The sequence below is a fragment of the Longitalea arenae genome, assembly GCF_016924755.1.
In the GTDB taxonomy this organism is placed as follows: Bacteria; Bacteroidota; Bacteroidia; order Chitinophagales; family Chitinophagaceae; genus Niastella; species Niastella arenae.
On record NZ_JAFFJX010000001.1, the window covers coordinates 368,895 to 388,752 of the forward strand.

14 protein-coding genes are annotated in these 19,858 nt (G+C 46.0%); 7 read left to right on the top strand and 7 right to left on the bottom strand.

Translation table 11 applies throughout. The features are described 5' to 3' along the window. Positions 1-27: 27 nt before the first annotated feature. Positions 28-870, bottom strand: a complete 843-nt coding sequence (locus JT717_RS01640; RefSeq protein ID WP_205508443.1) for a 3-hydroxyacyl-CoA dehydrogenase NAD-binding domain-containing protein — start codon at positions 868-870, stop codon at positions 28-30. A 97-nt stretch (positions 871-967) separates the two neighbouring features. Next, positions 968-1,999, bottom strand: a complete 1,032-nt coding sequence (gene pheS, locus JT717_RS01645) for a phenylalanine--tRNA ligase subunit alpha (RefSeq protein ID WP_205508444.1) — start codon at positions 1,997-1,999, stop codon at positions 968-970. Between the two features lie 209 nt (positions 2,000-2,208). Between pheS and JT717_RS01650 the strand changes: the two genes are divergently transcribed. The 4 genes from JT717_RS01650 (at position 2,209) to JT717_RS01665 (ending at position 7,500) form a co-directional block, all read left to right on the top strand. Next, a complete protein-coding gene (locus JT717_RS01650) occupies positions 2,209-3,351 on the top strand; it encodes a formimidoylglutamase (RefSeq protein WP_205508445.1) in 1,143 nt (380 codons plus the stop codon). Between the two features lie 170 nt (positions 3,352-3,521). After that, positions 3,522-4,925, top strand: a complete 1,404-nt coding sequence (gene dacB / locus JT717_RS01655; RefSeq protein WP_205508446.1) for a D-alanyl-D-alanine carboxypeptidase/D-alanyl-D-alanine endopeptidase — start codon at positions 3,522-3,524, stop codon at positions 4,923-4,925. A gap of 167 nt (positions 4,926-5,092) precedes the next feature. Beyond that, the gene (locus tag JT717_RS01660) at positions 5,093-5,635 is read left to right on the top strand and encodes an RNA polymerase sigma factor (protein ID WP_205508447.1); all 543 of its coding nucleotides are present in this window, start codon (positions 5,093-5,095) and stop codon (positions 5,633-5,635) included. Between the two features lie 5 nt (positions 5,636-5,640). Beyond that, on the top strand, positions 5,641-7,500 hold the full coding sequence (locus JT717_RS01665; protein WP_205508448.1) for a hypothetical protein: 1,860 nt from the start codon (positions 5,641-5,643) through the stop codon (positions 7,498-7,500). On the opposite strand, the gene mutL is transcribed toward JT717_RS01665, so the two are convergent. Next, complete coding sequence (mutL, locus tag JT717_RS01670) at positions 7,486-9,426, bottom strand: DNA mismatch repair endonuclease MutL (RefSeq protein ID WP_205508449.1); 1,941 nt, start codon at positions 9,424-9,426, stop codon at positions 7,486-7,488. The two genes, JT717_RS01665 and mutL, sit on opposite strands and share 15 nt — an antisense overlap. Positions 9,427-9,695: 269 nt before the next feature. On the opposite strand from mutL, the gene JT717_RS01675 reads away from it, so the two are divergent. The 3 genes from JT717_RS01675 to JT717_RS01685 all read left to right on the top strand — a co-directional run bounded on the left by JT717_RS01675 (position 9,696) and on the right by JT717_RS01685 (position 15,782). Next, positions 9,696-12,632: a serine hydrolase domain-containing protein gene (locus JT717_RS01675; protein WP_240347774.1), complete on the top strand. Its 2,937-nt coding sequence runs from the start codon at positions 9,696-9,698 to the stop codon at positions 12,630-12,632. Positions 12,633-12,778: 146 nt separating this feature from the next. Further along, positions 12,779-13,285, top strand: coding sequence for a DinB family protein (locus tag JT717_RS01680; RefSeq protein ID WP_205508451.1), 507 nt, complete (start codon positions 12,779-12,781; stop codon positions 13,283-13,285). Between the two features lie 640 nt (positions 13,286-13,925). Beyond that, a complete protein-coding gene (locus JT717_RS01685; protein ID WP_205508452.1) occupies positions 13,926-15,782 on the top strand; it encodes a 2-oxoacid:acceptor oxidoreductase subunit alpha in 1,857 nt (618 codons plus the stop codon). Between the two features lie 131 nt (positions 15,783-15,913). Here the strand turns inward: JT717_RS01685 and JT717_RS01690 are convergent, their stop codons facing one another. From JT717_RS01690 to JT717_RS01705, 4 genes are all read right to left on the bottom strand, one after another. Beyond that, positions 15,914-16,456, bottom strand: a complete 543-nt coding sequence (locus JT717_RS01690; RefSeq protein WP_205508453.1) for a hypothetical protein — start codon at positions 16,454-16,456, stop codon at positions 15,914-15,916. A gap of 171 nt (positions 16,457-16,627) precedes the next feature. Further along, a complete protein-coding gene (locus JT717_RS01695; protein ID WP_205508454.1) occupies positions 16,628-17,395 on the bottom strand; it encodes a hypothetical protein in 768 nt (255 codons plus the stop codon). 99 nt (positions 17,396-17,494) lie between these two features. Next, complete coding sequence (locus JT717_RS01700; protein WP_205508455.1) at positions 17,495-18,601, bottom strand: adenylate/guanylate cyclase domain-containing protein; 1,107 nt, start codon at positions 18,599-18,601, stop codon at positions 17,495-17,497. A gap of 4 nt (positions 18,602-18,605) precedes the next feature. Beyond that, positions 18,606-19,853: a Pycsar system effector family protein gene (locus JT717_RS01705; RefSeq protein WP_205508456.1), complete on the bottom strand. Its 1,248-nt coding sequence runs from the start codon at positions 19,851-19,853 to the stop codon at positions 18,606-18,608. Positions 19,854-19,858 lie beyond the last annotated feature (5 nt).

The following is a 19,858-nucleotide window of genomic DNA, read 5'->3' on the forward strand; positions in this document are numbered from 1 at the left end:
AATGCCTGTTCTAAAATGAACTATGAATTAATATTCATAATAACCTTTGCCGGTTTTCCGGCCAAGTTCCCCTTTTTCTACTCTTTCCTGCTGAATGGGGGAAGGTTGCAGCCGGGCCGGTTGGCCCAGCGCATCATATACCTGGCAGCTGACGGCATAATTGATATCATTGCCAATCAGGTCCATCAGGCGAAAAGGGCCCATTTTAAAACCAGACGCTTCGAGCAGGGTGTCGATGGTTTGAAAATCGGTTACTCCCTGTTCTGCCAGCCGCAGGGCTTCGAGGTAATAAGGCCGGGCCACGTGATTCACAATAAAACCCGGTGCGTCCTGGCAAAGCACGGGGGTTTTTTGCATTTGCCGGGCAGTTTCAACAATGGTATCGATGGTTTGCTGATTGCTGAAAGGTGTGGCAACAACTTCAACCAGTTTCATGATAGTGGCAGGGTTAAAGAAGTGCATGCCGGCCACCCGTTCAGGATTTCTTACCTGTTTGGCAATAGCTGTAACCGATAAAGAAGAAGTATTCGTAGCAAAGATTACGTCTGAGTGATTCACCTGGGCCAGTTGATTGAACAGGCCTGCTTTTATTTCGGGCTTTTCAACAATGGCTTCAATCACCAGGTCGGCCAGGCAGTCATTGATATCGGAAACAAACTGAATGCGACCCTGAATTGCCGTAGCCGCCTCTGCGGTGATCTTGTTTTTCTGAACCAGGCTTTGCAGGTTGCTTTCCATAGCCGCTCCGGCTTTTTCAAGCATGCCTTCATTTACATCATACAATATAACATGAAAGTTGTGCTGGGCCGCTGCCTGGGCAATACTGCTGCCCATGGTGCCTGCACCGCAAACGCAAATAGTTTCTATCATAGTCGTCAATCGTGAATCTGGCAATGGTGAATGGACTGCCGTGGTAAGACCGAATGACCGGTAACCACAACCCCTAAACTACAAACCATAAAACCTATTATGTGGCACTGGTGAATTGCCGCAGGAATCGCACATCGTTCTCACTGAAAAGCCGGATGTCATTGATACCATATTTAAGCAGGGCTGGCCGTTCGATACCCATGCCGAATGCAAAGCCGCTGTATTTTTCGGGGTCAATGTTACAATTCTCCAGCACTTTCGGGTGTACCATGCCGCAACCCAATATTTCGAGCCAGCCGGTGCGTTTGCACACAGCACAACCTTCGCCGCCGCATAACTGGCAGCTGATGTCCATTTCGGCACTGGGTTCGGTGAATGGGAAATAAGAAGGGCGGAAGCGCACTTTTACGTCCTTACCATACATCTCCTGCACAAAGAAATACAGGGTTTGTTTCAGGTCGGCAAAAGATACGTTCTCATCAATGTATAAACCCTCGATCTGATGGAAAAAGCAATGGCTGCGGGCGCTGATCGTTTCGTTGCGGTATACCCGGCCGGGGCATATAATGCGGATCGGTAACTGCTCTTTTTCCATAGCCCTGATCTGGGTGTTGCTGGTATGGGTGCGCAGCAGCCAATCGGGATTCTGTTGAATATAGAAAGTGTCCTGCATATCCCGCGCGGGATGATGTTCAGGAAGATTCAGGGCGGTAAAGTTGTGCCAGTCATCCTCAATTTCCGGCCCTTCGGCCACAGAGAAGCCCAGGCGGTTGAAAATGCTGATCACATGATTAAGGAAGAGGTTGATTGGATGGCGGGTGCCCAGGGGTAATGGATCACCTGGCAGGGTTACATCAATAGTTGCTGCCGTGGCGCCGCCCGATCCTTCCAGCTGCTGTTTCCATTGCTCGTATTTGGCTTCGGCCAGTTGTTTGAATTCGTTCAGGATCAAACCGAACTCTTTCTTTTTATCGGCCGGAACATTCCTCATTTCGGTGAACAGGTTCTTTACGATGCCCTTTGTTCCCAGGAATTTAATACGATAAGCTTCCAATGAATCAGCGCCGTTAGTTGGCTGGTTCTCAATTTCCTGCTTATAGGCTGCAATTTGCTGTAACAATTCATCCATGCGGCAAAGATAATAGTTCTTAGTTCAAAGTGCTGTTACCGGCCGCCAGTTTCCAGTTACCGGTTCTAAAGGATCAGTACAGGTGGCCGGTTTCCAGATGCGGGCCATCTGTCTCCCTGTAATCTGTAACAGCTGCCTTTTCATGTATCCGTTCAGCTTTTCCTTTTTTCCATTACCACCTTGTTTCTTATTCATTTATCTTGCATCGTATGTCGGATTCATTATATATAGGAGATTTTTTGCAGCCTGTTAACCGGTACATGCTATCGGAAGATGAAGGCTATAAAGATGGACAGATCGGCAAAAAGATCGTGGTGTATGAAGATGAGGAAATACCCGACCTGCGATCGGCAGATATTGTGCTGGTGGGATGCAATGAGACCAGGGGAAACTACCAGGTACAGCCCGGCCGCATCTCGGCTCCAGATGCCATCCGCCGCCAGTTTTATGCATTATATCAATGGCACTCCGACCTAAACCTGGTAGATATTGGTAATATCATTCCCGGCGCCGGATTGAACGACACCTATGCTGCACTGAAAACCGTGCTGGCCGAACTGACCGCTATCGGCAAAACGGTGGTGGTGCTGGGTGGTTCACACGATCTTACGCTGGCGCAATACCACTCCTACACGAGCAAACATCAGATCATAGAGGCCACCTGTGTAGATGCGCTCATTGACCTCAGCATGGAATCACGGAACCGTTCGGAGAATTTTCTAATGGAAATGCTTACCGGTGAACCGAATTTTATTAAACATTATAATCATATCGGTTTCCAGAGCTATTATGTACATCCGCATATGCTGGAAACCATGGATAAATTACGGTTCGACTGTTTTCGTGTAGGGCATGTGAAAGAGAATATCGAGGAAATGGAGCCGGTGATCCGCAATTCGCAGCTGTTCAGTTTTGATATTGCAGCCATTGCCCATGCATTTGCGCCCAGTAACCAGGTTACACCGAACGGACTAACGGGTGAAGAAGCCTGTGTGCTGATGCAGTATGCCGGCCTGAGCCCTACCATTAATACCATAGGTATTTACGGGTATGTGCCCGACCGGGACAGAGATGAGCTCACGGCCAAACAGATCAGCCATATGTTGTGGTACCTGGTGGATGGTTATAACCGCAGCCTGCGCGAAGCCCGGCTCGAAGAGAAAGATTCCTTCAATGAGTTTCATATGGCATTCGCTGAAATAGAAACGGTTTTCCTGCAAAGCAAAAAGACCGGCCGCTGGTGGATGCAGTTACCCGATAAAAAATACATTGCCTGTTCGTATAAGGATTACCTGGTGGCCAGCAGCAATGAGATCCCTGAACGGTGGATGAGGGCGCAGGAAAGGCAATGAATGCACATATGCTAATTGGCTGATGTGCCAATACGATAATGCCCGCTAATGCCGGAACGAGTAGTGATAAGATTTGATTATCGAATACAATTCCGGAAAATTTCACATTAAAAGGTATTAATACTAACCATTAACGCTACTGCTTGTCAAAATAATCTTTAAATTTCAGCATGAGCAAGAGCAGCAGATTCCCTTTTCACTTCAGTTCCATTTTACCTTCTATTCCTGTAAAGGGCTTTCGGCTGGTTGCTTACAGCCTCATGCTGTTACTGGCTTCCTGTTCAACCCAGCGCCAGATCGGCAAAGCCGCCAATACAGATCTGTTCCTTGATTCCAGTGTGCAACATGCACATGTAGGCATCAGCCTCTTCGATCCTTCCACTAAAAAATACCTGTATACCCATAACGCAAAAAAGTATTTTGTGCCCGCGTCTAATACCAAGCTCTTCAGCTGTTACGCTGCCCTGAAATACCTGGGCGACAGTTTGCCGGGCATTCAGTACTGGGAAAATGATACGGCGCTATATCTGGTGGGAACCGGCGATCCCAGCCTGCTGCATCCGGATTTTAAAAGGAATGCGGTCATCGATTTTCTGCAAAAGACAAATAAATCGATATATATAACAGACGTTAACTGGAAAGAGCATGCCCTGGGTGCGGGTTGGTCATGGAACGACTACAATGATAACTACATGGTTGAGCGCAGCGCTTTACCTGTGTATGGTAATATCATTCACTGGGTGCAGGAAATGAGCGATAATGGCGGCAGTGCCGCTTTGCCTGATCAGCCGGCAACGCCGTTTATTTATTCCCTGCCTGAAATTAACTGGAAAGTGCGCTTTAATGCGGGCGTTACCCGTAAGGCTTTTTTTGTACAGCGTAACCGCAATGAGAATGTGTTTGTGATCACTGAGGGAACCGAAAAAAAGAAAGAACAGGATGTGCCGTTCGTTACTCATGGCATTCAATCGGCCATTGAATTGCTGCCGGATACGGTTGGAAAACAGATCACATATTTGCCGGAGTTAAAACAACTGCCTGCCCGGCTGAACACGATCTTTTCACAGCCCACCGATTCGGTATTACAACCCATGATGTACCGCAGCGATAATTTTTTTGCTGAACAGGCGCTGTTAATGGTGAGCCAGATAAAATTGGGCGAAATGAACAACCGCAGGATAATAGATACCCTGCTTAAAACCGATCTCCGCGATCTGCCGCAATTGCCCCGTTGGGCCGATGGGAGTGGCTTGAGCCGGTATAACCTGTTTACACCCAACGACTTTGTGGTGCTTTTGCAGAAAATGGAGCAAGAGTTTGGCATGAAAAGGCTACAGGTGATACTACCTACCGGTGGTAAGGGTACTTTAGGTAATTTGTACAAACAAGATAGTAATTATATATTTGCCAAGACCGGTACCTTGTCGGGCGTTGTTGCATTGAGCGGATATATTTATACGAAGAAGAACAAGCTGCTGATTTTCTCGGTCCTTATCAATAATCACACAGGCAGCGCAGGAACCATCCGTAAAAGAGTTGAAGCATTCCTGAACGGCATCCGGAACCGGTATTAACAAAGTTTTTAAATTTTCTCTTTCACGCCCCAACCGTAGCGCTACCATACCCCGTATTATTACTAGCAACTGGCAATTGGCCATTAAACAAAGAGAAAATAAGCATTCAAAAGAAACAAGTCAGTTTATCAAGTTCGGCTACAGAATACCAAATAACATCGGCTTGATTGTCCACCAATGCTACTGATATAGAACTCATAAACGGTTGTATAAATAACAGCCGCAAGGCCCAGGAACGCTTGTATAAGAAGTTTTATGGACCGATGGCATCTATTTGCCTGCGATACACCCGGAACCAGGAAGATGCAATAGAAGTATTGCATAATGGCTTTTTGAAGGTCTTCAAAAACATCCATACTTATGATATGGGCAAGGCATCCTTGTATACCTGGGTGAGAACCATCATCATCAATTCAGCCATAGATTTTATCAGACAGCGCAGCAAATTCCATACGCACATTGAACTGGAAAAAGTAGACGAACCAGCCATTGATGCAGATGCGATACAACGAATGTCTTCCCATGAAGTTTTATTACTTGTACAGAAATTATCACCGGCTACCCAAACGGTGTTTAATCTGTATGTAGTTGAAGGATACAATCACCGGGAAATAGCTAACCTATTGGGAATTAGTGAGGGTACCAGCAAATGGCACCTGAGCGAAGCCCGTAAACAATTGCAAAAACTATTACAAACGTTGCAAGTGTAAATGAGATGAATTTTAAACATCCATACGAAAAACACTTAGCGGAAAAACTGGTGCAGCTTCCGCCACCTGACGACCCTGACCAAAACTGGCAGCATATGAAGGCGCTGCTCGACAAAAATATGCCCCGGGGTGGAGGCGGACCTGGCGGGCCATACCGCTGGTGGATCACGGGCACTGTATTGGTGGCCGTGGTAGTGGGAACATTTTTTGGCGGCAGACATCTGCTTACAAAGGAACAACCCAGCGATGCTGTTGCCGGTACTATAAAAACCGTTAACAATAAAAAAGCACCTTCCGTTGCGTTAACCGAAAAAAATAATGGCCGGCCAAACGGTTCACCTGCGGCTGACAATCCTGCTGGTTCAACCACCGGATCAAAGAAAAAATGGCCTGGAGCCGAATATGCATCCAGCTCCAGCAAGCCGGCCAATAACAGAGCCGCTGCTGACAACGGACAACAGGGCGCCGGCAACAATTCCGCTAAACAGCCAGCCAACCAGGCGCGGCACGATGTAGCCGTTACCAATAACACCGGTAAAAATGTAACTGTAGCTGAAAAGGCACGCGGCAGCGGAACTAATGAAACTGACAAGCGCTTGTTGCCAGGCAATAACAACAGCGCTGACCTCACAAAAAATTCACCCAACAATAATAACAAAACTTACCCCGATCGAAGAAATATCTACACTCCTGAAACGAATAGAAACGGTAGAAGAACTGGTAATGATGGTGTCAACAGAGATCGCCATGTAGCAAATGATAAAAGGGCCAGCCATCAGCGGGAATCATTGGAAAATAATGCGGTTGTATCAAATGCCAGTAATGAGGCTAAAAATAGAAAAGGGAAAACGCCGGTAAATAAACAAACGGCCGATCCAAGCTCCTTAAACACGCGTGCAAAAGCAGCAGCGAACCGGCAGGGGTATACGCCGCAGCTCACTTTACCTTCCCAGCCGGCCAGAGGTTTCGAATTAAAAGAGTCACCGGTTACTTATGACATTAATTATGCAGGTACCATAGTATCTCCTTCAGGTGTAGTGACCAGGGAATTTACATATTACACGCAGGCCGATCTCTTCCCCGAAACAGCGGCTAAAAAGAAATCCAACAACCGCAAATCGAGCCGGTCGCCGTATGCTCAAGAGGACAAAACATTTGCTGTTGGCTTATCATTGCCGCTGGGCTTTCCGGTTGGTGATCAGCAGGCCCTCGCTTACAACAGGAATGCCGGTGTAAATACCATCTCTGATTATATTCCGTCACCGCATTTTCAATATCATTTTAATAAAAAGACCTATGTGCAGGCCGGCTTTCAGTTTTCGGCCCCGCAGTTCATAAGGCCTGTATTATTATACCAGGACCGCAAACCTTACCAGATAGGGCCCAATATGGCGGAACAGATCACCTCCATCCATGCCCGTAAATTATATTATTTTAATCTGCCGATTACTGTATACCATAGCCCGCTCAGGAACTTCTATATGGGAACGGGATTACAATACTCATCCCTCTTAAGCGGGGTGGCGCATTACGAGAAAATATTGAGGCGTCCCAACCCCGTGGGACCAGCACAGCAGGAGATGATGAGCAACTATTTTACCCGGTTTAAGAATGATTCACTATCGAACCGGTTAAATGGCAATGAAGTGCGCCTGCTGCTCGATATGAGCTATTACTGGAGCCGGTTTACCGTAGGTTTACAGTACAGCCAGGCCTTCAATAATTATGTAAGCTTTCAGGTAACGCCTTCTTCCCCTTATACCTTTGATAAAAACAAAAGCCTCCAGTTCTACCTGCGGTACAATATCTGGGAAGACAAAAAAAGGAAGCTGTCAAAAACACAATCAGTATTATCGCTTAAATAATTGCTCGAGGTAATCTTTTTTGAATTCGATATATGTTGGATTGCCACCGGCTGTAACATTGGGCTGTGCGCATTTGAACAGGTCGGTGGTAAGGCCGCGCATTTCATCGAGGCTCAGGAGGGTATTCGGCTTGATAGCCTGTTGCCAGGCCAGTGAGCGGATGAGCTTCTCCCGGCGGGAGAATTTAAGGTCGCTGCTGAAATGTTTGAACTGTTCCAGTAAACTTTCTATGGCCAGTTTTTCGTTGCCTGCAGAAACATCGGCGGGTGTGCCCTGTATTACGAAAGCATTGGCGCCAAAAGGTTCAATAAGGTAACCCAACTGGTTCAGGTCGGCTGTTAATTCCTGCAGCAATACGGCATCTGAAGCGGATAATTGCAGGGTGACCGGGAATAAACTGCGTTGGGCAGCAATGCTTTTACCGCCGGCTGCTGCCGCAAAACGTTCGTACAGGATACGCTCATGCGCCAGTTGCTGATGAATGAGCATAAAACCCCTCGATGTAGGCGCTACTATCCAGGTTCCATGCAACTGGAACAGCAGGGCATTATCATCTATAGAGAGAGGTAAATGGCGGGCGGCGGGTGGGGAAAAGCCCTCAGCCATATCACCTTTCTTTTTTAATTGGTCGATCAAAGACTCGAACTTCTCTTCTCTTTGGCCAATGTTACCGGCTGAGTGCTGCGACGAGCTTCCCATTGCCGGTTGCCCATTGCCCATTGCCGATTGATCATTGCCTGGTTCAAAAAAATCTTTCCAGTGCCTGAGTTCCGATTTATCGGTGGGCTGAATAAAATGGGCCTGTCCTTTTTGCGTAAAATTTTTATAGAGATCAGAAGAGCGGGCGGCTTCCTGTTTGTCTTCCGTAAAGGGTTTATTTACGGCATCCAGTTGCTGAATGGTGGGATCAAGGTCAAACTCAAGTGTAGGCGTGATGCTGAACTGCGCCAGGGCATGTTTTACGGCAGCCTGCACAAAGGCATACACGATCTTTTCATCTTCGAACTTGATCTCCTGTTTGGTAGGATGCACATTGATATCAACCTGGGTGGGGTCAAGGTCAATGAACAGGGCATATAATGGAAAGCTATCCGCCGGGATCATTTCCCTGAAGGCGCTCATTACTGCATGGTTTAAATAAGCGCTGCGGATGAACCGGTTGTTTACAAAGAAATACTGGTCACCCCTGGTTTTTTTAGCGGTATCAGGTTTGCCCACAAACCCGTAAATGTTCAGGTAGTCGGTCTTTTCCTGTACGGTAACCAGCCGGGCATTGTAATGCTGGCCCAGCACCTGTACAATACGTTGTTTAAGGCTCCCTTTTTCGAGGTGGAATATTTGTTGTCCGCCACTGGTAAGCGAGAAAAAGATACCGGGAAAGGAGAGGGCCACACGCATGAACTCATCTACAATATGCCGCATTTCGGCGGCATTGCTTTTTAAAAAGTTGCGGCGGGCAGGCACATTGAAGAACAGGTTCTTCATGGCGATGCTGGTGCCATTGGCGGCGGCCACGGGCTCCTGTTTTTTCACCATACTGTTCTCTATTTCAATGCAGGTGCCTGTTTCGTCTTCGGCGCGTTTGGTTTTCAGCTCAACCTGGGCAACAGCGGCAATGGAAGCCAGGGCTTCGCCCCGGAAACCCATGGTGCGAATATGGAACAGATCGTCGATATTCCGGATCTTGGAGGTAGCATGGCGTTCGAAACACATGCGGGCATCGGTTTCGCTCATGCCTTTGCCGTTATCAATTACCTGAACCAGCGATTTACCGGCATCCTGGATAATTAATTTTATTTCAGTGGCGCCGGCATCAACAGCATTTTCCAGCAGCTCCTTTACGGCGCTGGCTGGCCGCTGGATCACTTCACCGGCCGCTATCTGATTGGCAATGTTATCTGGTAATAATTGAATGATATCCGCCAAAAGCTACTCCTGATTTTGAGTTGGCAAATGTAAGACTATTTGATTGCATATACCAGCACTCAAAAGCGTGCAAGAAAAGAAGGCGGGCGGGATAAAATGTTGCCGGCAAATTGAATGAAAATATATTCTAACGTGCAGTAAATACGAGGGTTACCGGGCTTTCACCAGCACAAAAACGCATGCAATATTAGAAGATTTTTAATGCTTCAAACCCCTTATTAACAGTAAATTTGATGTTCATTCTGCCTTATTAAAATCACTTCATGTACATGAGGAATATGTTAAAGACCTTCGGTTTTATTTTATTGGTTATTGTGGTTAACAGCCAGGTTCTAGCACAGCTATCATCCGGTAACCCAGCTGCCGATCATTGGGTCGACAGTGTTTTCAGATCCTTATCAAAATCACAAAAAATAGCCCAGTTGATGGTGGTGCGGGTATCATCTATCGAAGCTGGTGGCAAGATCAGATTTTATGATAAAGAAGTTGCCGAAGCTATTCAAAAATACAATATTGGCGGACTTTGTCTTTTTCAGGGTGGTCCCGTGAAGCAGGCCACGATTCTCAACTATCTGCAGGCGATTGCCAAAACGCCCTTACTGGTGACCATCGATGCAGAAAATGGTGTTGGTATGCGCATGGACAGTGTGCTGGGCCTTCCCCGCCAAATGATGATGGGCGCCGTGCAGGACCAGTCATTGATCTACGAATATGGCCGGGTGGTAGGCGAACAATGTAAACGTATAGGCATCCAGGTAAACTATGCACCCGTAGTAGATGTAAATAATAACCCCAATAACCCGGTGATCAACGACCGGTCTTTCGGAGAAGATAAATACAAGGTCGCTGAATATGGTATTGCATACATGAAGGGTATGCAGGATGTAGGGGTAATGGCTTGTGCAAAACATTTTCCAGGCCATGGCGATGTAGATGTTGACTCGCATCTTGATCTGCCTGTTATCAATAAATCAAGGAACCAGCTCGATTCACTCGAACTCTATCCTTTTAATCAAATTTTCAGGGCCGGTGTGGGCAGTGTAATGGTAGCGCATTTATCGGTGCCTGTAATTGACAATACGGAACACAGGCCTACTTCCATCTCATATAACAACGTAACACAACTGCTGCGCAAGGAGCTTAATTATAACGGCCTCACTTTTACCGATGCATTGGAAATGAAAGGCGTGGCTAAATACTTTCCCGATGGAGAGGCTTCGCGGGAAGCGTTGATCGCAGGTAACGATATGTTGTGTTTACCCGGCGATATTCCGGGAAGTATTAAGAAAATAAGAAAGGCCATCAGAAAAGGTAAGCTTAGCTGGCGCGATATCAATGACCGGGTAAGAAAAGTTCTATACGCTAAGTATCAGTATGGCCTGGCCGACTGGAAACCGGTTGATACAACGAACATCGTGGCTGACCTCAACAGCAAAGTAGCTACCATGCGCCGTTCAATTGCCAAAAATGCGCTGACCCTGTTGCGCAATGAGGAGCCTGCTATTTTCCCCCTGTTCAAAGGACGGAGCGTTGCTTATGTGGGTGTGGGCTTATCACAAGACAATGTTTTTGCTGAACATATGCGCAGGGATTACAATGCAGGTGTGTTTTATTTCGACTATAAAAAAGACAGTAGCGAGATAGCGCCCATGCTGGAGCAGATAAAAAAGGAATATGACATTGTGGTGATTGGTGTACACAAGATCTCGCGCTATCCGGCAAAAAATTTCGGGATCAGCAATGCGGCGATTGCATTGATAAACGGTTTACAGGCGCAGCAAAAAACGATCACTTTTGTATTTGGCAATCCTTATGCCATTAAGAACTTTTGCAGCTCACCGGTACTGGTGGCAGCTTATGATGATGACGATATTACGCAGGCTACCGCTTTCGACCTGCTGCATGGCCGTTTTCTGGCCAGCGGTAAATTGCCGGTAACGGTTTGTCCTTCTTTCAAATATGGCGATGGCGTTATAACAAGGAGATTATTACCGGCCATACCTGCCAGTCAGTTAGGTTTCAATCAGGCCAAACTGAATACTGCCATTGATTCTATCGTTAACGATGCTATTAAACAAAAAGCCATTCCGGGCGCGGTGGTACTGGTGGCTAAAGATGGAAAGATAGCTTACGAAAAAGCATTTGGCTATCTTACCTACGACAGTACAGCGCCGGTGTATCCTGAAACGATCTACGATCTGGCTTCTGTTACGAAGATCATGGCCACCACCTTATCGGTTATGAAATTATACGATGAAGGCAAACTCGAATTGCAGAAAACACTGGGTGATTACCTGCCTTTAGTGCGTGGCACCAATAAAGCGCCGTTGAAGTTGTGGGATATTTTATTACACCAGGCGGGACTGAAAGCCTTCATTCCTTTTTACCGCGAAACGCTGGATAATACAAACGGGAATCTGCCCCTTTCTGCCTTGTATAGAACATCGCCGGAAGAAAATTTCACGGTGCCGGTAGCTGCTAATCTATACATCCGCAACAATTGGGAAGATACCATGATGCGGCGCATACTAAAGAGTGAGCTGGGCCCGCAGGGGAAGTATATCTATAGCGACAATGATTATATTTTTCTGGGTAAGATAGTGGAAGCTGTGACAAAGATGCCGCTCGATCAGTATGTGAAGAAAACATTTTATGATAAACTGAATCTTTCGGTTACCGGATTTAATCCGGCATTTCGATTTCCGCTTGATTACATTGCACCTACAGAGCGGGAAAAAGAGTTCCGCAACCAATTAATTCACGGCTATGTACATGATCCCGGCGCCGCCATGTTTGGTGGTGTGGCCGGCCATGCCGGTTTGTTCAGCAATGCCTATGAAGTGGCGGTGCTGGCCCAGATGTTATTAAATGGAGGCGTATTGAACGGACAGAACTTTTTTAGCCGTTCCACTGTCGATTACTTCAATCAATATCATAGCGCTATCAGCCGCCGGGGATTGGGTTTCGACAAACCTGAAAAGGACAATGCTACCCGTACGGAACCTTATCCCTGCGCTTCTGCCTCGCCGTTAACCTTTGGGCATACCGGTTTTACAGGTACCTGTTTCTGGGTTGATCCCAGGAATAATTTAATATTCGTGTTTCTGAGTAACCGCGTAAACAGTCCGGATGTAAATAAGTTCTTGCGCATGAGCATAAGGCCCAAAGTACATGAAGCCATTTACCAGGCGCTGAAACCTTATTAGGTATTTCTGCGTTATATGAATATTGCCTGAATGTGTAAGGCGAAGGAAGAGGTAAGCATTTAGCGATTTAGATTTTTGGTTTGCACGGGTTCAAGCTTTGCATAAATCTTAAAATCTCAAAATCTCAAAATTTTAAATTACAGATTATGTCACCAGAAGTGTGGCTACGTGGGCCATTGGCCGGAATACCAGCATTGGTGCAACCTGTTGCCCATGCATTGATGCAGGCACAAGAGGAGATCCATGAAATGATGAAAGATTATCCCGATGCCTTGTTATGGCAAAGGCCTGCAGGGGTGGCTTCTCCCGGCTTTCATTTGAAGCATATACCAGGCGTGCTCGACCGTTTATTTAGCTATGCGGCTGGCAAAACGTTGACGCTGGAGCAACTGGCATACCTGAAAGCAGAAACGGAAACATCAGACAATGATACGGTCACTTCACTGTTGAACAAGCTGGATGCGCAGGTGACTGCTTCACTTGATGCATTAAGTTTGATTGACGAAACTTCATTAACCCAAGTAAGAGCGGTGGGCCGCCAGCAATTACCTTCCACCGTAATGGGTTTGTTATTTCATGCAGCTGAACACACGATGCGGCATACCGGCCAGCTGGTGGTAACGGTGCGGGTGGTAAGGCAAAAAGACCTGTAAGGTCTACGGGAAACGCCCTGCTTAGGCAAAGCGGGGGCAAGATCCTGCTGCGCACCTCACAGGTTCAATATGTTCCGCTGCACTATGTTTCACACCCGGATACTTGTTTGCGAGCACCAGCTCATATTCTTTCCTTCTTTTCAGAGTTTTGATCAGTTGGTGCAGTTCACAACTCTCATCGTTATATACCCGGTCCTGCGCCAGTACAACAGGCGCTCCGGCGTTCTTGTTTTGTTACATAAGAACAGGCTGTCGATCTCCTGCAGCAGTGATTCTGATCTGTATTTAAGCGTGAACGTTTTGAGAGGTCGAAGGCGTAAACTGAAGCCGAAGGCCTCAGCCTGTGATAGTAAGGGTGGCTAAGTAAAAGTTAATATTATTCGGGCCGGAGGTCATAAAACATGATGAAAAGCCCCAAAATGACAATGCCAGCGAATAGTTTATGTCATAGAAATGCCAGAAAATCAAATTACTGCAGAAATTAAAGAGGCAGCCGGATGGCTTTAATAATTTGAAAACCCTTGCCAGCACGGCATTTCCCTGAACGCGGGCTTTCCAATAACGCCAAACGCCGGGCAATAAAGTCAACATTCTGTCTTAACTTATCCTAATTTTGCAAATTAACTAGAACAACAGTCAAATGATTCGTAAAGAACAGGTCCTGCAGGATGTAGTGATCAAATTTGCCGGTGATTCCGGAGACGGGATGCAGTTAACCGGTACTCAGTTTACTAACAATACTGCATTGCTGGGCATAGACCTAGCCACTTTCCCTGATTTTCCGGCCGAAATACGTGCTCCCCAGGGTACCCTGCCTGGTGTGAGCGGTTACCAATTGCGCTTCTCGAGCGACCGGGTATTTACGCCCGGCGACGAATGTGATGTGCTGGTAGCTATGAACGCGGCCGCTTTAAAATCGAACCTGAAAGCCCTGAAGAAGGGTGGCAAGATAATAGCCAATACGGATGGTTTTGATGCCAAGAACCTGCGGCTGGCCAATTACCCTGATGGTGTAAACCCGCTGGAAGACGGCAGCCTTGAGAACTATGAGGTCATTAAAATGGATGTAACCAAAATGACCCGCGAGGCGCTGAAAGATATTACCATGGGCACGAAGGAAAAGGACCGTGCCAAGAATATGTTCGTGCTGGGTTTCCTGTACTGGATGTATAACCGCGATATGGAGAACACCATCCAGTTCCTGAAAGATAAGTTCAGTAAGAAAGCGGAGATCCTTGATAGTAATGTGAAAGCCTTACAGGCCGGTTATAATTTTGGGGATACAACGGAAACGTTTACCACCCGCTATAAAGTAGATAAAGCCCGGATGGATGCTGGTGAATACCGTTCTATCATGGGTAACCAGGCGGTAGCATATGGGTTGATCGCCGCTTCTCAAAAAAGCGGTTTGCAATTGTTCCTGGGTACTTATCCCATTACACCTGCCTCAGACATTTTACATGAATTAAGCCGCCATAAGAACTTCGGCATAAAAACGTTCCAGGCCGAAGATGAGATCGCTGGTATTGCTTCTGCCATTGGTGCTGCTTATGGCGGTTCTTTGGGAGTTACCACTACTTCGGGCCCCGGTATGGCGCTGAAAGGCGAAGCAATGGGCCTGGCCGTGATGTTGGAAATTCCTTTATTGATCATCGATGTGCAACGTGGCGGTCCTTCAACCGGTTTGCCAACTAAAACGGAACAAAGCGACCTGTTACAGGCTTATTATGGCCGTAACGGCGAATGTCCCATGCCGATCGTATCGGCCAGCACCCCCAGTGATTGTTTCAGTGCTGTATATGAGGCCGTGCGTATCGCCGTTCAGCATATGACGCCGGTGATCTTCCTGAGCGATGGTTATATTGCCAATGGTGCTGAGCCCTGGCGATTTCCCAAAAGCGATGATCTGCCCCCGATCCTGGTGAAATTTAAAACTGAGTTAGGGCACGGTGAAGAAAAGTTCCAACCATACCTGCGTGATGAAAAACTCGTGCGCCCCTGGGCTATACCTGGTATACCCGGATTGGAACACCGTATTGGCGGTCTGGAAAAACAAAACAATACCGGTAATGTGAGCTATGATCCCGAGAACCATCAGCTGATGGTAAAGATCAGGCAGGAAAAGGTTGATAAAATAGCTGATTATATTCCTGAGCAAACGCTTGACAGTGGTCCCGAGACAGGAAAGATACTGGTGCTTGGCTGGGGTAGTACTTATGGGGCTATTAAAAGTGCGGTGGCCGAAATGCAGCAACAGGGATATGCAGTAAGCCATGCGCATTTACGCTATGTACGTCCTTTCCCGAAAAACCTGGGCGCTATATTGAAGAACTTCGACCAGGTATTGATCCCCGAGATCAATAACGGGCAGCTGATCAAGATCATCCGCGACCAGTTTTTCGTTGATGCGAAAGGGTATAACAAGATCATGGGTGTACCTATTACCAAAACAGAGTTGGTAATGAAGTTACAGGAAATGCTGGGCCGGGTAAACTGATAATATAACTTCATTAAAAATAGAATCCTCCCGACAATGCCGGGAGGATTTTTTATATAAACAAAACAAGATTGGCACCGGGATCAATTAGCAATAGACATTAAGCAATAGGCAATTCCTTTCGCGCGATGTTAGTCTTTTTTCATCTTTGTATCTTCTCCGGCTTCCTTTTTAAGCTTCATATCCTCCGTCTTCAGCTTTGATTCATCTTCATCTGATTTTACTTTTACATCTCCATCCTTGATCTTCATTTCGCCATCTTCCATTTTAAACTTCTTATTCCCTTCTTTGATCTTAATTTCATCTCCATCGATCTTGATCTTCTTGTTGTCCAGTTTATATGTGCCATCTTCGGTTTTGACAATGTAACCGTTCACAACGTATCTGCCCTGACCATAAATGGTATCTCCGGTTGCCACGTTCACGTACAGGTCAACAGGTTCGTTGGTACTTTCAGAATAGGTCCTTTTCTTTTTTGGGTTATAGTACAGATCAACCGGTTGTCCTGTTTTCAGGTCAACATATTGTGTATTCGATTTGGGTGTGGTATCGGCTGCTGACTGTTCATTTGCCAGGGTATCTTCAGTAACATCACTTTGATTGTTAGCATCCTGGCAACTTACGATGATCAGGGCACTGGCTGTAATTGCTAATAATTGTTCAAACTTTTTCATACTAGGATTTACATGACTATAAGCAATTATTGTGCGCTCTTGAACAATGGTTTAATCAATATTAATTCTGGGGAAAAACGACAACATCTGTGGTTATGCATAGTATTCCCTAAATAAAGATCCCTTCCGGTTTGCGGAAGGGATCGGTATATGTAAACAAAACATGATTGACTATTGATTCCTCATAGTATCAATACCCATTCTTGTTGTTGTATCTCTGCCTGATCTGGCCTTTTGACCCGCATCTTTGATCTTCATCTTGCCTTGTTCCATTTTAAACTTTCTATCGCCTTCCTTGATCTTTATTTCATCTTTGCTGATCTTGATCCTGCTTTCATCCAGCTTGTAAGTGCCATCAGTACCTCTGATAAGATAATTGTTTACTATATACCTCCCGCGGCCATAGATAGTATCACGTGTTGCGGGGTTTACATAAAATTCAACCGGTTCATTGGTAGCAGCGGAATAGGTTCTTCTTGTTTTTGCATCATAATATAATTCAACCGGCTGCCCTGTGCGAAGGTCAATATATCTGTTGTTGGATGCATCTGTTCTGCCCATTTGTGCATCTGAGCGCCGCATCGAAGTATCAGATCTGCGCCAGCTTGTATCAGAACCCGATCTGCGCATAGATGTATCGGAGCCAGATCTGCGCCAGCCTGTATCGGATCCAGACCTGCGCCAGCTTGTATCAGATCCGGATCTGCGCATAGATGTATCGGAGCCAGACCTGCGCCAGCCTGTATCAGATCCTGACCTGCGCCAGCTCGTATCAGTTCTCCGCATGGATGTATCTGTTCTTTTAGGAACAGTATCAAGCGATGCTTCTTCTGCCACATTATTGAACGCGATAACGCTTTCATTATTGGCATCCTGGCAACCTGCAATGACCAACAACACACTGCCAGTGATAGCGATTAAATATTTTATCTGGTTCATATAATTTATTTCAAATATTAGACGCAATTTTTATGCGATGTTAAAATGGCAGGTTGTCACTAATGATGGGGAAAAACAGCAACAGCTTCGAGGCTGGAATTAAAGCTTCAATGCGTAGAGTTCCATGGCTGATTCCTTTCCTTTTAAGTCAACCAGGCCAAGACTGATCGGTTGCCAGTTCTTTAAATTGGTTTGTGCGTAAAAGTCTTTTGAAATGATCACTTTCTGGTTCAGTTCGCTGGTGGCCGAACGCAGGCGGGCGGCGGTGTTCATCGTATCGCCACTCATTGCCAGGTCTTTTTTTATGACACCTATTTCACCAATGGTTATTTCGCCGGTATGAATGCCTGCCCTGAATTCAGGTACAATGCCATATTGTTTTTTGAAATAGTTTCTGTTCCGCTGTAACATTCTTCTACAGTCAAGCAATGCCTGCAAACATTTTCGGTTGGCGTTTCGTTTCTTTACGATCCACGAAACCACTACTTCGTCGCCTACATATTGGTAGATCTGGCCATCGTTCTCCAGTAATGCTATGGAAATAAAATAAATGAAATCGCGAATGAACCTGAAATACTTTTTATGACCCAGCTGTTCAGCGATAGCAGTTGAATCAACCAGGTCGATGAACATAACGGTTCGTTTTTCAATCTTCGGCGTTATATAGCGGCCGGCGAGGATATCGAAGAATACGCCGGGGGAATATTTTTCATTGACTTCAATCAATAAAATGGTGATCAGAAAAACGACCAGCCAGCGGAAGATCTGACTAACAAACAGCGAGGTCTGAAAGATCCTGTAGTAAGAAATACCCAGCTCGGGCGTTAGCGTCTTTTTTTCAATTAACCAGATATAGGTGAAGTGCAGAATAAAATTAAGCAGAAAGGCGGCTGCTACCAGGATAACGCTTTTTATCAACAGGCCCAGCCATAAAGGAAGGTTCCTGATGAAATGCTTTAACTGGTAAATGAGCAAATAGGCCATGGCCAGGCAGATAAAAAAGATAAGGCCGAACCGCAATAGCAATACCACCCAGGCCTGCATGGCGAATGGCAGTTCTGCCTCGTCAATATGATCGCGGTAGAATCTGAACAAATACACTGCGGTATCTATAAGCGTCCACAACAGAGCGATCACCAGCACCTGTTTCGTGCGGTATTTGCTAATAAAGCCCTGCCTGACATTTATGTGCTCAAACGGTTCCATATTATCAGCTGTACGGCGAAACGTTCGAATTAATTACAGGTTGTTGCGGTTGATGTACCAGAATGGCGATCATAAAAGCAATAACTGAAATAAATAGTCCAATCATAAATACGGTGTATGCCAGCCTGATCAGTTTGTATTTACGGGCCAGCACAACGCCCAGTTGGTGAATATCCATGATCAATGAACTGTACAAATAATCCGGGTCGCGCATCATGGTATTCATGGCCCACTGGTATTCATTCACTTTCGTTTTATAAAAATTGCCAAAGAATAAAAGATTGGTTGACTTGTTAAGAATATCTTCCCGGCTGAAATTGCCCTGCGATACTTTAGGGCGGGTGGCCATTATAGCAATAATAATGGTAGCCAGGGAAGAAGCGAGAAAAATAAATGTGGGCAGCGTCAAATGCGTATCCACTTCAATACGGCGCACGAGCACAGAAAGAATAACTGATATTATAATGGCATTTACACTGATGAGGATACTGGCTTTTCCGTCGGCCATATTGCTCAGCTCCACATGATTTTCTGACGTTAGGCGTAACATGGTTTGTATGCCTCTCGATACCAGGGAGTTTTTACGTTTAGCAGCAGCTTCGGCATCTTCTCTACCGGGTACCAGCAAGGTTTCACTCACGTTCAAACCTTCGGTCTTGTTTATTTTCTTGTTCAGTCTTTTAATGTTCTTGTCTTTTCCTTTTTGCAATAAACCAATGCAATAAGTGGTGTAGAACTGGTGCTTTTCCAGCAGCTCAAGACTGTTCTTTTCCCAATCGAGCACCATGGTGTTCATATTGCGCAGCACCAATTCTTTCTTCATGGCTTTATTGGTCTGTTTGAAATCGGGCAAACCAAAATGATAGGTATCTGCATCGCAGATGATCATTTCCTGCAGTGTTTGTGGTGCTGGCGGAAAGCGGGTCATCCGGATGAGCGCGGCTATTTTGCTGATCAGTTCTTCATCATTTGCTTTATTACGCATGAATGCTTCCATCACGGCTACGCTTTTTTCCTCATGATCTGCCGGGTCGGTCATCAGGTGCCCGGTATCGTGAAACCAGGCAGCCAATGTTAGTTCAAGCAGCTCTTTATCGGGTATTTTGTAATGCGATGCGATTTCATATACCCGTTCTACTACTTTTTCGGTATGCTCTAAATTATGAAATACGAGGTTTGCATTATGGTGCTGTTTAAACAATTCCTTTACATAACTTTCTGCATCAATCAGAAGGGCGTTGTAGGTTGACATACCAA

What these genes read in the sequence shown, in the direction of transcription:
- JT717_RS01640 (WP_205508443.1), bottom strand. Translation starts at nt 870, where the DNA reads ATGATAGAAACTATTTGCGTTTGCGGTGCAGGCACCATGGGCAGCAGT.
- pheS (WP_205508444.1), bottom strand. Translation starts at nt 1,999, where the DNA reads ATGGATGAATTGTTACAGCAAATTGCAGCCTATAAGCAGGAAATTGAG.
- JT717_RS01650 (WP_205508445.1), top strand. Translation starts at nt 2,209, where the DNA reads ATGTCGGATTCATTATATATAGGAGATTTTTTGCAGCCTGTTAACCGG.
- dacB (WP_205508446.1), top strand. Translation starts at nt 3,522, where the DNA reads ATGAGCAAGAGCAGCAGATTCCCTTTTCACTTCAGTTCCATTTTACCT.
- JT717_RS01665 (WP_205508448.1), top strand. Translation starts at nt 5,641, where the DNA reads ATGAATTTTAAACATCCATACGAAAAACACTTAGCGGAAAAACTGGTG.
- JT717_RS01675 (WP_240347774.1), top strand. Translation starts at nt 9,696, where the DNA reads ATGAGGAATATGTTAAAGACCTTCGGTTTTATTTTATTGGTTATTGTG.
- JT717_RS01680 (WP_205508451.1), top strand. Translation starts at nt 12,779, where the DNA reads ATGTCACCAGAAGTGTGGCTACGTGGGCCATTGGCCGGAATACCAGCA.
- JT717_RS01685 (WP_205508452.1), top strand. Translation starts at nt 13,926, where the DNA reads ATGATTCGTAAAGAACAGGTCCTGCAGGATGTAGTGATCAAATTTGCC.
- JT717_RS01690 (WP_205508453.1), bottom strand. Translation starts at nt 16,456, where the DNA reads ATGAAAAAGTTTGAACAATTATTAGCAATTACAGCCAGTGCCCTGATC.
- JT717_RS01695 (WP_205508454.1), bottom strand. Translation starts at nt 17,395, where the DNA reads ATGAACCAGATAAAATATTTAATCGCTATCACTGGCAGTGTGTTGTTG.
- JT717_RS01700 (WP_205508455.1), bottom strand. Translation starts at nt 18,601, where the DNA reads ATGGAACCGTTTGAGCACATAAATGTCAGGCAGGGCTTTATTAGCAAA.
- JT717_RS01705 (WP_205508456.1), bottom strand. Translation starts at nt 19,853, where the DNA reads ATGTCAACCTACAACGCCCTTCTGATTGATGCAGAAAGTTATGTAAAG.